Source organism: Affinundibacterium nitidum (assembly GCF_014284155.1).
Classification (GTDB): domain Bacteria; phylum Pseudomonadota; class Gammaproteobacteria; order Burkholderiales; family Burkholderiaceae_D; genus Undibacterium; species Undibacterium nitidum.
The window spans coordinates 1,343,763-1,357,864 of record NZ_JACOFZ010000001.1 but is presented as its reverse complement, the minus strand read 5'-3'; the positions used below and the strand labels follow the sequence as shown (position 1 = coordinate 1,357,864).

The following is a 14,102-nucleotide window of genomic DNA, read 5'->3' as shown; positions in this document are numbered from 1 at the left end:
TTTTCGGTTGAAAGAAGGAGTTAAAGAGTCGAAGTCGTGCAGTTTTACTTCAATTAGCCACGGAACTACCCAATTGCGCTTGCAATTGTGCAATTTGCTGTTTCAACGAGAAGTTTTCGGCACGTAAGCGTTCCAATTCAGACATGTCTGCAGATTGGTGTGATGAAGCTGTGCTGTTGTTAGTACCGAGGTTCGCTTCTGTCTCGCCTTGAGTACCACTGCCGGTTTCTGTTTGATCTGCGTTAGATTCTTTGGGCACCCGTGGAGTTCGACTTTCACGCAATTGCCGCGCTGCTTGTTGTAGTTCTTTTTTGCCGCCTGCGACAGCGGCGACTTGTTGTTCGCCAGGCAATGCTGCAATGGTGGCTGCGGTGTTGATAGATATCGTGCCCGCGCGTACTGCTTCAACTAATTCTGGTGTTGCTGCCTTACGTATCTTTTCGATTTGGGCCACCGCGGGTTTGCTTAATCCAGCAACTTTGGCGATTTCATCTCGTGTTTCTACTGAAACGGGATCAGGTTCTTTGACCGCCAGCTCAGCTTCAGCCACTTTCTCTTGTTTACTTTGTTGTTTGCGACGTTCTGTAATGATTTCTTTTTTGCGCAAGGCTAAAACGCCACGTTGGAAATTCGATACGCTGCGTCGTGCCAAATGGTTATCAATCATCCATAGCATGACATCTTCAATGCTTGAAAACTGGTCATTTTGTTTGGTTTGAAATGGGATGCTATGTTTTTGGCAAATAGTATAGCGATTGTGGCCGTCAATCAGTGTTTCACCCCAGAGCACCAAGGCATCTCGGCAGCCTTCTTTTAATAGGCTGCGTTCGAGTGCAAGAAACTCTTGCGTCGTCAGTGGGTCGATGTAGTCGCGTAATTCGGGATTGATGATGATATTCATAGTGCTCAAATTGCTGGAAGTGCTGTTTTAGCGCTGCCATGCATGCTTATGCCTGTCAGTGCGAGGTAAATTCAAAAGAACAGCACTTTACAGCATTCCCTTGATGCGGTCATAGCCAGATCTGCTTACCGGTAACACCGCAGCACAGTGCATTACCGCTTGATAGCTGTCTTTGCTGGCGCGTTCCAGACATTTAAGCGCAGGAAGGCGGATGATCGCCGAGCGATGAATGCGAACAAAATGTTCGAGTGGGAGTTGCTTCTCGATATCGGACAGGCTTTGCGTTTTCATCAAAGACTTACCGGCATAATGAATTTGTACGTAATCATCTTGTGCTTCGATATAGTCAATTTGTTCAAAAGGGATGATGAATGTCTGACCGCGATCGCGCACCACCAGTCTTTGGCATTGTTGGCTCTGCTGTGTGATTAGCGCGGGAACGCGTTCATCAGCCTGTCTCAGCAACTTGCGAGCTTTCGCAAGTGCTTCGTCGAAGCGTTGCTGGGAATACGGTTTAAGAAGGTAATCAATGGCATGTTGATCGAAAGCTTTGAGTGCATATTGATCATAGGCCGTCGTGAAAATGACTCCCTGTTTTCTTTGCGTTGCATCGAGCACTTCAAATCCATTTAATTTGGGCATTTGAATATCGAGAAAGACTAAGTCTGGTTGCTGATCCGAAATTGCGTCTACCGCTTGTAAGCCGTTCTCGCACTCACCGATGATGTCAATATCTTCGTGAGCCTTGAGGTATTCACGAATTAGGCGGCGGGCGAGCTCTTCGTCATCAATTATCAAGGTGCGGAGTTTATTCATGGTGTGGTCTTATTTTTCTAGGGGCAAGGCGATTTCAACGCGAAACATAGCGGTGTCTTTGCTCCAATCGACACGACAACGTTGGCCATACAAACTGGCGAAACGTGAGCGAAGATTCTTGAGCCCAGTGCCCGTACCTTCAGCCGATGCACTATCTGGATCAATAGGATTTTCGATCGCGATATACAACCATTCTTCGCGAACTTTGCTACTTACCTCTATGGTGCCGCCATCGACGAGATCGCGGATACCATGCTTGATCGCATTCTCTAATAGTGGCTGCAAGATCATTGGTGGCATTAAGCAAGCGAGACTTTGTTCATCGATGACAAATGATGTTTGCAATTTTTTTCCAAAGCGAATTTTTTCTACGGCTAAGAAGTGTTGGCAGAGTTCAAGCTCTTGTTCGAGTTTGATTTTCTGTTGATCTGCAAGGGCCAGCGTTTGCCGAAAAAATTGCGCTAGTTCGATGGTCATTTCACGCGCCGCTGCAGCGTCGATTGCTGTAAGCGCACTGATTGAGTTAAGACTATTGAACAGGAAATGCGGATTGATTTGGGTTCGAAGCATTTGCAATTCAGCTTCACGTGCATGAATTTCCGAGGCTGCTTGCCGACGTTCCGCTTGGCGAATATTGTCGAAGGCGATTAAAACGTCGTAGCACAAAATTGAAAGCAGGTAGAGTAAAGCACCGAGAATAAAGGTGAGCCACTGTATCGTGGTACTGAGCTCAAAAGCCCAAGTGCTATCGAATGTCATACAAAGCCTGTTCCAAGCGATCGCAATCAAGAGCCAAAGGGCTGCCGAGAAAAAGGAGCTTGTACCAAAAAAAGTCAGCCAAGAGAAAAAATGACGCTTATGGAGAGGAAGGGCTTTGCAGACGTAATAAGCAGATGCGGAAATAAATCCAAAACTCAGGCATAGGGGCAAAGTAAAACACAGTGCTTGTTGCCATCCGCTGACATGGGTCATTACCAATAGCACAGCGAAGAGGGCGCCAACCAGCGCCCAAATCAAACTGTTGTAGCAAATTGCTCTGAGATTCGAGAGGAAAGGATTCATAGTTTCTCAGAGCAGCTTGTTGGTTGGACTATCATGTGGAGCTACGATTAGTTCTTAATTTCGACGCCACCCATTACCGATGTGCCAGTAATGATTAAGCGCTTATTCGCGCTCATGTTGGGAACGGTTGAATCCTCAATGCCACCGAGTACCGCATTTGCACTATTGACGACACTCCAATCGTTTGGAATCTTGAGAGAGATGCCACCCCAGAAAGTGAAGACGTTAAGAACAGCTTCAGTTTCAATAGAAGCATTGCGTAAATCAAGTTCGACGCCGCCCATCACTGCAGTAATATCGCCACCGGTAAAGTTTGCACTAGCAATATTGCCTTGACTGCCACTCATGATAGCAATGATATCGATTTTGCCTTCTTTGCTTTCATTGATTTTAGTCGTTGAAATTTCATCCATGGTTTGCTTCGCTTTATCTTTGAAGATAACTAAGAAGCCGACAGCAATGAGAATGAGAGGCCAGAAGTCGCGCATTCGGATGCTGATTACACCTAAGTTATTGAGTGTCATGATGGAACCGACCGCGATAAAAATCGCACCGATAACATAACCAGAACGTGCCTGTGATTGGGACATCTTTAGGATGCCGCCAACAATGAAGACCGCAGGCCAAAAACTAACTAGTCGGATGCCCTCAAAAATACGTAAATTATCGAGTAAGGCTAGTACGCCAACGACCATGATGAGGATGCCGAATACTAAGCGTTGTTGAGGATCTCTATTTCTGTTTCTCATTTTATACTCCAAATTTGTTCGTTAATTATAGGTGTTTAGCAGCGATCGGCTTTATCTTTTGAGCCAAGGGCATACCTGGTCAAGCTGCTTAAGCCAAGACCAATCAACAAAATGGGCCAGTGTATGTAAAAATTGAGGCCCCAGAGGTTTTCGAACATACCGTAAATGACAACCGCAAACGCAATTTGAAATACAGCGCTAACAGCCTGTTGTAAATCTCGGGCGCGAATTAGACGAATGGTACCGAGGATGCCGGCAGCACCGGCTACCAGCTCCCACCAATACCAGTTGTTGTTGATGTAGCCCATTTTATAGGCTAAGAAACCGCAGCCAACGAGGATCAGCATAATGCCAAATTCGACGTGGTCACCGTTGTTTCGTTTTCCAAAGCGAGACATGATATTCCTTTCAATTCGATGTGTTGCGTAGTGTGCTTGGGTAGTCGTGTATTGGCTTGCGCCACATCGATAAGGTAAAACAAGAAGAAAGAGAAGTCATGCTGCTTTCGGCGAATGACGAAATTGGTCGGTGAATGACGAAAAGCGGTGGTAAGGGCCTTAATTGCTAGGATAAATCTGGCGGAAAGTTAAGTTCAGCCGAGGGCCAAGCTGCTCTTTTTGTTTGGCGATGGCATGCAACCAGTGGCTTTGCATATCGCCTCCCATGACTAATAAGCTGCCGTGTGCTAAGGCAATTTTTCGTTTGAGCTGTGGCTCAACTTTGTGCTTGATTAGAAAATCACGGCTGGCGCCGAAACTCACAGACGCAATCACCGGAAGCGGTCCAAGCTCTTTCTCATCATCGGCATGCCATCCCATGCTGTCTTGCTGGTCTCGGTATAGATTGAGTAGCACACTGTTGAAGTTAGCATTGCAGCTCGCTTCTAGTCGTTGCTTGAGTACGAGCAAAGTCGTCGTCCATGGGTTGGGATCTAGGCGCAGGCTCGAGTAAGAATAATGAGCCTTAGGGTCACCATACCAGGCACTGAGACGAGGTTGTGGGCGCTCAATGCCAGCAATACGAATGCGGTGTTGCTGCCAATGGACCTCATCGTAAAGCGTCCTGTAAAGTTGATCTGCTTCGTTTGGTGAAAAATAGTGTTCGTAATAGCGTAACTCAGCTTGCGGTAAGCTAAATGATTCGAACGACTCTGAACTGGTGCTTTGATCACCGAAGAGTGAAGCTTGAGACATAGTGACTATTTGCCGAGTAGCCGATGACGCTCATATTCGATATTTAGAATCGTTTTTTGAATCGTGATATCCATGGCATGGCTCAGGTTCTGAAATTGAAAGCCGATTTGAAATTTCCCCAGCTTGGTTCGTTCAATGAAAGTGATGTGTTGTATCGTTACCGCACAATGAACATGATTTTTATTGAGTAGCGTAATCCAAGCTTGAGGAATGGTATCACCGATACGTAATTGCGGCTCGCCCTCAGTGATGATACCAAAACCGCCAACGCTGATATCGTGTAGCCTCCAGTCTGCGATTACATGGCCATCCGCATCATGTAGCTTAGTCCTGAAGTCTTGACTCAATGGTGGGAGATTTCGATAAAACTCACGCCTTTGTAGGCGAATAATACGTTCTGGTATTGGCACCCAAAACGCAGCATCTTCTCCCCACATAAATCGCTGGGGATTGATGCCTGTGAATTGGACGCGAATACCATCAGGGAAGGCCATGAAAACGCAATGTGTTGCCTTCTCAAGTTGGCGATTCATATTGGGATCGCCACCTAAGTCAAAGACTAAGCCATCAGGTCTAGCCGAAAGTATGGCGGTCAAAATAAAGCTTTGGCCGTTGTTGAAATAGACAGAAATCGGTTCTCGTCGATGGGCTAGATCATTCAAAGCGCTCAAGATCTCAACTTGACCTCGAAGGAAAAATCGGTCTTCAATTTCCTGATCGCTAAATGAAGCTGACATGAGGAGTGTACTCGGCGATAAAAAATCTACATTATTGAAGTAATTGTATAAAGTGCTCAGCGCTTCGAACGACTTTTTTAGACTCCATGCCAAACATATCTTTGGTCTCTAGCACTTGAAATTCGTTTGTTCCTTTCGTGCATAGCAACTGACCTTCAAAGTTAGTGCCGAGGTAAGTAAAAGGAGTGAGTTTTGTTTTGACCGGGACATCGCTCGCCAAGAGGGCTCTTAATTTACGTTCAACGTCATACAGACTCGCGACTTCGATCTTGACCATCCCTCCTTTAGGGTTGGGAAAGGCGGTGCTAAATATCGGGCGTTGGCCCATAGGATTTTTCATCGCAATCTTGACGCCTAATTTCAAGAACTTACTGATTGCAAAAAAATCTTCTTCGGTGAACATTCTCAGTCTCCCTAGTGTCTCTTTGTTTTGTTAAGCCTAGCAGAAAGTTTCTTTTGATCCAATGGTAGTGATGTATTTGTGAAGGAAAACGTCGAAAAATGTGGCTATTGCTGAATTTGCCTCAAATCTCTGTCATTGTGGTGCTTTTAGCTTTCGGTTAAGCCTGTTTTTGTTTTACTATGGCAACTATTTTGTGTATCCCTCTTCCTTATTATCGTCATTGTTAGCCCTATCATGAATCAACGTGAATCAGAATTTGAATTTATTAAAGGATTGAGTGCCGAGCTTTCTTCACGCAATCTCGTTTTTCCGACTTCACTGAAAGCGACGATGAAAATTCGGCAAGCACTCGACGACCCAGATATGTCGAGTGATCAGGTGTCTCGCATCATTAGCACAGAACCTGTTTTATCTGCACAAGTATTGATGTTGTCGAATACACCGATGTTTAATCGTAGCAGTAAGAAAATTGAAGAGCTGAAATTAGCAGTTTCATTATTGGGATTTGGCGTTGTCAAAAACATTGCGATCTCTGTTGGGATGAAGCAGCTAAAAGACCAACAAAGCCACACTGGCAATTCTGAACAGATGGAAGGTCTTTGGACACGCAGTATGCGAGTCGCAGCGTTGGCCTGTGTGTTGGCAAAGGCACGCAGTAAATTGAGCCCTGATAAGGCCATGATTGCAGGCTTATTGCATGATATTGGTAAATTCTATATTTTGAGCCGCGCGCATCAATACGAAGGCTTGTTCACTTCGCAAGAGGCACTTTGGGATTTAGTCGATCAATGGCATGTCGATATCGGCGCAGCGATCCTCGAGAGCTGGGAAGTTTCTGAAGATATTCGTACTGCAGTGATGGAGCGCAAACGTACAGACTTGCCTCTGACAAGTCGCCCATGCTTAACCGATGTGGTGGCAGCCGCAGATTTTCTAGACGCAGGCTTTGTTAAACAGTCTTTGGACGACCTGAATTGGGAAGACATTCCTGTGCCTTTGACCAATCTTCAGCTGGATAAGACAGCCACCGAGACCTTGATGGTTGAGACGCGCCAAGAGATTGCCCAGATCCTCAAAATCATTGCTTGATACACTTAATTTTAGCCCTACGCTTTATAAGGATTTGCTGAACTATTTGACATGAATTGCAGTCAAAGGCAGCGCATGTCGATGAATCCGGCTGTAATGCGCTTTCAGCGAGATTGAGATTAAGGTGAATTTTTCACGCTTGAATCGACCCAAAAATCTAGGAGATATGATGAAAAAGTTAGCATTTGCATTGACTTTGGTGGCAGCAAATTTGGTGGCAGGTGGTGTGGCGATGGCGCAAGATGCCTTGAAGGCAGCAGTCGCCCATCCTCAACGTACACCAGCGAACGTTGAACGTGATGCTGCACGTCATCCGTACGAGACCCTGAGTTTCTTCGGTGTGAACAACAAAATGACCGTAGTAGAACTCTCGCCAGGTGGCGGCTGGTACACTGAAATCCTGGCGCCGTTGTTGCGTAATGATGGTAAGTTAATTTTGGCAGGTGCAGGCAATGGCTTGAAAACAAAATTGGCCGCCAATCCAGCGGTATTCGATAAAGTTGTGATTGGCGATTTTAATCCTGCTGACAAGATCGATTACGCAGCGAAAGGCAGTGTCGATGTCGTATTGACCTTCCGTAACGTACACAATTGGATGGGCGTGAATGAAACTGCTGCCAAAAAGGTTTTTCAGAGCGCTTTTGATGCATTGAAACCGGGTGGCGTCTTCGGTGTGGTAGAGCACCGTTTGCCAGCTAGCGCCAAACAAGATGAAAAAGCGAGTTCAGGTTATGTGCATGAAGCCTATGTCATTAAGCTGGCTGAAAGCGTGGGTTTTAAACTCGCTGCTAAATCTGAGGTGAATGCGAATCCTAAAGATGATGCTAACCACGAAAACGGTGTATGGGCATTGCCACCAGTGCTCGCGAATAAAGATAAAGATCGGGCAAAGTATGTGGCGATCGGTGAAAGTGATCGCATGACCTTGAAGTTTGTTAAGCAATAAACTGAAACCCCGGAAGAGATAAACTGTTCCGGGGTTTTTTATCAGCGTGAGGGTGGTGAAGCAATGGGTAAATACAATTTGACAGTGAACGGTCAGGTTAAGACCGTCGATTTGGTTCCAGAGACGCCTTTGCTCTGGGCTTTGCGTGACTCCTTAAATTTGGTTGGTACCAAGTATGGCTGTGGTGTTGGTCAGTGCGGTGCTTGCACCGTACAAATTAATGGTGTTCCTAGCCGTTCATGTATGACACCAGTCTCCAGTGTTGGGCGCCAGAAAGTAACAACCATCGAAGGCCTCGATGCCAAAGATGCTCATCCATTGCAGCAGGCATGGCAAGAGCTCGATGTGCCCCAGTGCGGCTACTGCCAATCCGGTCAAATTATGACCGCAGCCGCCTTACTTAAAGATAATCCAAAGCCTACTGATGCGGATATTGACGCAGCGATGGGCGGTAATTTATGCCGCTGTGCGACCTACTTACGGATTCGTGCAGGGATTCATCGTGCTGCCGAAATTGCGCGCACACAGAAAGGCAAAAAATGAATGCGATGAATCAGGAAAATATTGGCATGGCTGAAGTTGAAGATCAGCAGCGTCGTGATTTTTTGCGCCAGAGTTCGATGCTCAGTGGTGGTCTGGTGCTCGGCAGTTTTTGGACTCTTGGTGCCCATGCTGAACAGAGTATTGCGAAGCCGCAGGCCGCAACTGCAGAAGTGGGTTTTAAACCAAACGCATTCATTCAGATTGCCGACAATGGCAAAGTGACATTGGTGTCGAAGCAACCTGAAATTGGGCAAGGCATTAAGACTTCGTTGCCAATGGTGATCGCTGAAGAGTTAGAAGTAAATTGGAAAGACGTAGTGATCGTTCAAGCAGATTTGAACCCGATGTATGGAGATCAATTTGCGGGAGGATCATTATCAACCCCAATGAATTACAACGAGTTTCTAAAACTTGGTGCCACTGCACGTACGATGTTAGTTCAGGCCGCCGCCGCAACTTGGAATGTACCAGTGACGGAATGCTATGCGGAAAAAAGTGTCGTGTTTCACAAGCCAAGCAAACGTCAATTGAGTTACGCTAGCTTAGTGAATAAAGCCGCGAGTTTGTCGGTACCAGAGGCAAGTAGCGTCGTATTGAAAAAGCCTTCCGAATACAAATTGTTAGGAACCCGTATTGGCGGCGTAGATAATGGAGCAGTCGTTAGCGGCAAGCCCCTGTTTGGTATTGACGTGAAGTTGCCAGGTATGTTGTATGCGGTGTATGAAAAATGCCCAGCGTTTGGCGGCAAAGTAGTGAGCGCCAACCTCGAAGCAATCAAAGCATTACCCGGCATTAAAGATGCGTTTATTCTTGAAGGAACCTCTAATCTAAATGGCTTGATGCCAGGTGTCGCCATTATTGCAGAATCAACTTGGTCAGCCTTGAGTGCACGCAAACAACTCAAAGTACAATGGGACGAAGGTAGTGTGGTCAACGAGAGTTGGGATGACTTTGCTGCGAAGGCCGAGGGCTTTAGCAAGCAACCCGGTACCGTATCTTTGCGCAAGGACGGTGATGTCAATGTAGCGATAGCAAATGCGGCCAAAGTAGTTGAAGCAAAGTATGTTTACCCCTTTATTTCACACGCCAGTATCGAACCACAAAACTGTACAGCATGGTTCAAACCTGAGCAGGGTACGCTGGAGTTGTGGGCGCCAACGCAGAATCCGGCTGCGGGGCAAAATATCGTCAATTCCGTTCTGAAAATTCCGAAAGAAAAAATTACCTTGCATATGACGCGCAGCGGTGGCGGTTTTGGTCGTCGCTTAAGTGCTGACTACATCATCGAAGCGGCTGCGATTGCGCAAAAAGTGAATGCGCCCGTGAAGCTCACTTGGTCACGTGAAGATGATATGCGCCATGACCATTATCGCGCTGGTGGTTTTCACTTCTTGCGCGGTGCGGTCGATAAGAACGGTAAGCTTAGTGCTTGGCACAACCATTTTGTGACTTTTGCCAATCGTATTACACGTGATGGTAAAAGTATTTTGCAGCCGGGTAGTGGCGCGAGCCTGTCGGGCGATGAATTTCCTGGCCGTTGGGTAGAGAACTGTTTGCTCGAACAGACACCGATGGAATGTGGTATTCCCATGGGACCGTGGCGAGCGCCTGGTAGTAATGTGTTTGCGTGGGTCTTCCATAGTTTCATTGACGAGTTAGCGTATGCGGCCAATCGCGATCCTTTGGAATTCCGCTTAGAAATTTTAGGCGATAAGGACATGATGCAAGGCACGGGTGAACGCGGCCAAGCTTACAATGTTGCCCGCATGCGTAATGTGCTAAAGGAAGTGGCTGCAAAATCTGGTTGGGGGAAACGGAAATTCCCGAAAGGGCAGGGGCAGGGTATCGCCTTCCACTTTAGTCACCGAGGTTATATCGCTGAAGTGGCCGAAGTGACAGTATCGAAAGACGGTCAAGTGAAAGTCGATCGAGTGGTTGTGGTGACCGACATCGGTTCGCAAATAGTGAATTTGAGTGGTGCAGAAAATCAAGTGCAAGGATCTGTTATCGATGGTATCAGCACATTGATGTTCCCTGAATTAGATTTCCAACGTGGCCGTACGGTGCAGTCGAACTTTGATCAATATCCTTTGCTCCGAATGCCCGATTCACCAACGAAGATCGACGTCCATTTCTTGAAGTCGAACTATCCAGTTACTGGTTTAGGGGAGCCTGCATTTCCTCCTCTGGCGCCAGCCGTATGTAATGCTATTTTTGCTGCAACAGGCAAGCGAGTACGACAATTGCCTTTATCGCGAAATGATCTGCGTTGGTCATAAACTGCGACCAACGGTAAAGTTCAGTGATAAAACAAAAAGCCCGAGAATGATATCTCGGGCTTTTCTTATATGCGGCAGTGATTTACTTTGCCTTAGTTGGTCACGCGCTTCTTAGTACTGGCAGTCTTGTTCGCGGTTGTCGCCGGTTCGCGCCCAGGTACCGTCGGGAAACTAGGTTTTTTGACGACGGGTTTCGTTAGACTAGTCGCAGCAGTCGTTTCTGCTTTCGTTTTCACGCTACTACTTGTCTTGCGTTTTGCAGCTGGTTTTACAGCCGGTACAGCGACTTCTGTCATTCCCGGCTTAGCTTTGACCTTGGTCTGACGATCAATGATCAATTCGAGGGGATTTGCGGTGACCTTGATTGCAGGTGCAGTCGGTGTCGTGATTACTAGGCTTGCATGTGGCAAATTCAGTGTTTGTTTGACGAGCTCTTGGTATTTTTGTCCTGCATCTTGAACAATACTATGGAGGGTGTTCTGCAGCAAAGTGCCTTGCTCTAGGCAGAACTTCAGATGGGCGCTTGATACCATGAAAAAATCTTGGGGTTCTTTGCAGACGAATAACTCAGAATATGTTTGCCAACTTGATTCAGCGGATTTTTGCCAGAATTGATTGCAAGCTTCATTGCTGCGATCAAGATCTTCACTCAGTAATTGAGAAACATCTTGTAATGCCGCTAACGCTGATTCCAGCGAACTATGAGCGGGAGAAGAAAACTGACTTGACAGCAACAACATAATATCCTCCATGGATGGATGAGTGATACCAGTGAATAAAATCAATTTCCACAAACGAGCCTATTTGAAACGTCGTGTGTGTGATAGAACAATTCTTTTGCGGTGCAATAACTCTTATTGTAGGCGCGCTTCTTGGAAATAGCGAGTTTTTGCTTAGTATATTTGCTGCTCTGCGTTCGGTGTTTCTTATCCACAGCAAAAACACGTAAAATGGTGCTTTTATACCTCCAACGAAGAGTGAGAAATGAGCGTGGATACTCAAAAACTAGACTTGCCGGCATTGAAGCAAGCATTGCGTGAGTTCGTAGCAGAGCGTGATTGGCATCAGTTCCATACGCCTAAAAATTTAGCCAGTGCTTTGAGTGTTGAAGCGGCTGAATTACTCGAACCTTTTCAATGGTTGCAGCAGGGACATGCAACAGAATTGGGTGAGCAGGGTTTGCAAGCCGTCCGCCATGAACTCGCTGATGTGCTTAACTATTTGGTGATGCTTGCTGATCGCTTAGATATTGATTTGGTCGATGCAGCCTTTGATAAGATCAAACTCAATGCAGTGAAATATCCGATTGAAAAATCACGCGGCACGCTGAAGAAATATGATCAACTTTGAGTCGCCCAATTGGGTCTGCAATACCGAATTTATACTTTAGAAAGCAAATGAATGACGCAATCATTGGTGCAACTAATTGGACAAACAACGCTCGCGGATCTATCAAATGAGGCGGTGAATAGTCCTCGTTTACGAAAGAATTTGAATTTTCATGCAAGTAACGAGGCGCAATGTCATCGCCTCTTGAATGCCTTAGAACCAGGTACTTATGTGCAACCGCATTGTCATCTCGACCCACAAAAGGAAGAGACCTTAGTAGTGTTAAAAGGGCGTTTTGGTGTCTTGATTTTTGATGAAGTAGGCAACATCAAACAGACAGTTGAGCTCTCACCAAATACAGAACATTTTGGTATCACGATACCCGTCGGGGTGTTTCATAGCATGGTTGCCTTAGAAGCAGGTTCGGTTTTCTTTGAAGCAAAAGCTGGTCCCTATGTGCCGATTGCCCCTACGGAAAAGGCAGCATGGGCGCCTGTCGAAGGAGACGTGGCATGCGTCACTTATTTACAAAAAATGTTGGAGCACTTCGCTTGAGATTGGTTTCTCGCTCGCGTTATGTATGTGCAGGACGTGTGCGTTCGATAAATGCATAATGCGGATACTCCTCTGCGGTGATCGGAAAACCTTTGCCGCTCAACCAAGCACAGGCTTGATCAATATCGGAGAAGTAACGAACGAATTCTTCAGGGAAGTGTCCGGTTTGTTGTTGATGGATTTTCTTCTTCAACATGCTCGGAAGTACAATCGCAAGGCAGTGGCAGTTATTTTCAAATGCCCACTCGCGCATACCTGGAAACAATTGCAAACTGCTGGCCGTCGACATCTCCCAATTTTCAGCATTGGTGAGGCCAGCCCACGGCGCATGAATTGGCGCCGTCGCTTTCGTCTCTTCAAAAACAGCTAGCGTACCTTCATTGTTAAAGACACCAGCAGTGCTTCGAACAAGAATGTTACGAACTAGGCTGATCTGCCATTCACCATGAATTTTCATATTAAGTCGTTCAAACCTGGATCAAGCTATTCTACGCAAATTCGAGCGAGATGGTTTTGAATTTAGATTGAGACGTTGTTTGCTATCACTAAGGGCCGTTGGGAGATAATTCTCATAGAAAATGATAGGCAGCCACGCAGGTAGCAACCAAGCACACACTGAGCGCGAGCAAAACACCTGCGCCGTTGGGCTTGAGTATGCCGAAATAGCCAATAGCGATGGTTGCAACACCTTTCTTACTTTGATTCATATTGCGCCAGCGTTGTATGAACTTCAGCATAGACAAAACAAAAGTGAAGGTGGCACATGACATTAGTGACACCCGAAATAGGCTCAGCAAGCTGAGGTCACCGCTTGACACTTGTTTGTAGACGAGGCCTATGCCCGCCATGAATAAGGCAGCGAAAATTGAAATCAAGACATTGCTCAGCATGGTTTTACGGCTGAGAGCAGCAGCATCATTGAGCTCGGATTTCAAAAGTTCGACTTTTTGATTAATGAGTTCGGAGGTTTCTTGTTTGATTGTTGTAATGCGTTGATCGAGGGCGGAGCCTAGCTGTAATGTGGCATAGTCGATTAATGAACGAATATCATCTTTGGTCATGCTACGTTGATTATGAATTTCGTCTGACAACAGCGCGATGTTGCGGTCGACCTGTGCCCCTGCTTCCTGAATTACACTACTCAGCTCTTGACTTACATGGTTAATAGAGCGATCAAATAGCGGCGCCAAGCGTTCATCGATAACGCGCCCCATACTTTGTTCAAATTGAACTGATGCATCTTTTAAATTGAGTGGGTCGAAGCCCATAATTGATCTCCTCTTCTCATTGGAATACTAGCGTAAGTACTGTTCTTTGCTACTTCACGGCGCAACCTGAAAGACCTCGCATAGTTCTTTAGGGCTTTTCTGAGAGTTCACGCATTATTCGTTCATCGACAACGCAATGAGCGTAAATGACGTTCAAAACGGAGTCGCAATGCATACGTGAAATCAATTTGTTTTTTGTCTTTGCTTCCGGATAGAGCGAAATGAAACACTG

General features: G+C 46.2%; 17 protein-coding genes. 6 read left to right on the top strand and 11 right to left on the bottom strand.

Annotation, left to right across the window (positions count from 1 at the left end; all coding sequences use genetic code 11):
• Nucleotides 1-49: 49 nt before the first annotated feature.
• From H8K36_RS05880 to H8K36_RS05845, 8 genes are all read right to left on the bottom strand, one after another.
• Complete coding sequence (locus tag H8K36_RS05880; RefSeq protein WP_186914637.1) at nt 50-901, bottom strand: ParB N-terminal domain-containing protein; 852 nt, start codon at nt 899-901, stop codon at nt 50-52.
• An 87-nt stretch (nt 902-988) separates the two neighbouring features.
• Nucleotides 989-1,717, bottom strand: a complete 729-nt coding sequence (locus tag H8K36_RS05875; protein WP_186914638.1) for a LytR/AlgR family response regulator transcription factor — start codon at nt 1,715-1,717, stop codon at nt 989-991.
• Between the two features lie 9 nt (nt 1,718-1,726).
• A complete protein-coding gene (locus tag H8K36_RS05870) occupies nt 1,727-2,476 on the bottom strand; it encodes a sensor histidine kinase (RefSeq protein ID WP_186914639.1) in 750 nt (249 codons plus the stop codon).
• Between the two features lie 350 nt (nt 2,477-2,826).
• A complete protein-coding gene (locus H8K36_RS05865) occupies nt 2,827-3,528 on the bottom strand; it encodes a LiaF transmembrane domain-containing protein (protein WP_186914640.1) in 702 nt (233 codons plus the stop codon).
• Between the two features lie 35 nt (nt 3,529-3,563).
• Nucleotides 3,564-3,926: a LiaF transmembrane domain-containing protein gene (locus H8K36_RS05860; protein ID WP_186914641.1), complete on the bottom strand. Its 363-nt coding sequence runs from the start codon at nt 3,924-3,926 to the stop codon at nt 3,564-3,566.
• A gap of 159 nt (nt 3,927-4,085) precedes the next feature.
• Nucleotides 4,086-4,721, bottom strand: coding sequence for an alpha-ketoglutarate-dependent dioxygenase AlkB family protein (locus tag H8K36_RS05855; RefSeq protein WP_186914642.1), 636 nt, complete (start codon nt 4,719-4,721; stop codon nt 4,086-4,088).
• 5 nt (nt 4,722-4,726) lie between these two features.
• Complete coding sequence (locus H8K36_RS05850; RefSeq protein WP_186914643.1) at nt 4,727-5,458, bottom strand: flagellar brake protein; 732 nt, start codon at nt 5,456-5,458, stop codon at nt 4,727-4,729.
• 31 nt (nt 5,459-5,489) lie between these two features.
• Nucleotides 5,490-5,861: a hypothetical protein gene (locus H8K36_RS05845; RefSeq protein WP_186914644.1), complete on the bottom strand. Its 372-nt coding sequence runs from the start codon at nt 5,859-5,861 to the stop codon at nt 5,490-5,492.
• A gap of 234 nt (nt 5,862-6,095) precedes the next feature.
• On the opposite strand from H8K36_RS05845, the gene H8K36_RS05840 reads away from it, so the two are divergent.
• The 4 genes from H8K36_RS05840 to H8K36_RS05825 all read left to right on the top strand — a co-directional run bounded on the left by H8K36_RS05840 (nt 6,096) and on the right by H8K36_RS05825 (nt 10,718).
• Nucleotides 6,096-6,950: an HDOD domain-containing protein gene (locus H8K36_RS05840; protein ID WP_186914645.1), complete on the top strand. Its 855-nt coding sequence runs from the start codon at nt 6,096-6,098 to the stop codon at nt 6,948-6,950.
• Nucleotides 6,951-7,116: 166 nt separating this feature from the next.
• Entirely contained in the window at nt 7,117-7,896 is a 780-nt protein-coding gene (locus H8K36_RS05835; protein WP_186914646.1) for a class I SAM-dependent methyltransferase, read from the top strand.
• A 63-nt stretch (nt 7,897-7,959) separates the two neighbouring features.
• Nucleotides 7,960-8,439: a (2Fe-2S)-binding protein gene (locus H8K36_RS05830; RefSeq protein WP_186914647.1), complete on the top strand. Its 480-nt coding sequence runs from the start codon at nt 7,960-7,962 to the stop codon at nt 8,437-8,439.
• Nucleotides 8,436-10,718 carry a xanthine dehydrogenase family protein molybdopterin-binding subunit gene (locus H8K36_RS05825; protein ID WP_230404297.1) on the top strand — a complete coding sequence of 761 codons (2,283 nt, stop codon included), beginning with the start codon at nt 8,436-8,438 and terminating at the stop codon, nt 10,716-10,718. The genes H8K36_RS05830 and H8K36_RS05825 overlap by 4 nt, the downstream gene beginning before the upstream one ends.
• 92 nt (nt 10,719-10,810) lie before the next feature.
• On the opposite strand, the gene H8K36_RS05820 is transcribed toward H8K36_RS05825, so the two are convergent.
• Nucleotides 10,811-11,458 carry a phasin family protein gene (locus H8K36_RS05820; protein ID WP_186914648.1) on the bottom strand — a complete coding sequence of 216 codons (648 nt, stop codon included), beginning with the start codon at nt 11,456-11,458 and terminating at the stop codon, nt 10,811-10,813.
• A 244-nt stretch (nt 11,459-11,702) separates the two neighbouring features.
• On the opposite strand from H8K36_RS05820, the gene H8K36_RS05815 reads away from it, so the two are divergent.
• Nucleotides 11,703-12,068: a nucleotide pyrophosphohydrolase gene (locus tag H8K36_RS05815; RefSeq protein WP_186914649.1), complete on the top strand. Its 366-nt coding sequence runs from the start codon at nt 11,703-11,705 to the stop codon at nt 12,066-12,068.
• Between the two features lie 51 nt (nt 12,069-12,119).
• Nucleotides 12,120-12,602, top strand: coding sequence for a WbuC family cupin fold metalloprotein (locus H8K36_RS05810; protein WP_186914650.1), 483 nt, complete (start codon nt 12,120-12,122; stop codon nt 12,600-12,602).
• A 19-nt stretch (nt 12,603-12,621) separates the two neighbouring features.
• On the opposite strand, the gene H8K36_RS05805 is transcribed toward H8K36_RS05810, so the two are convergent.
• On the bottom strand, nt 12,622-13,059 hold the full coding sequence (locus tag H8K36_RS05805; RefSeq protein WP_186914651.1) for a hypothetical protein: 438 nt from the start codon (nt 13,057-13,059) through the stop codon (nt 12,622-12,624).
• Nucleotides 13,060-13,171: 112 nt separating this feature from the next.
• Nucleotides 13,172-13,870, bottom strand: coding sequence for a hypothetical protein (locus tag H8K36_RS05800; RefSeq protein WP_186914652.1), 699 nt, complete (start codon nt 13,868-13,870; stop codon nt 13,172-13,174).
• Nucleotides 13,871-14,102 lie beyond the last annotated feature (232 nt).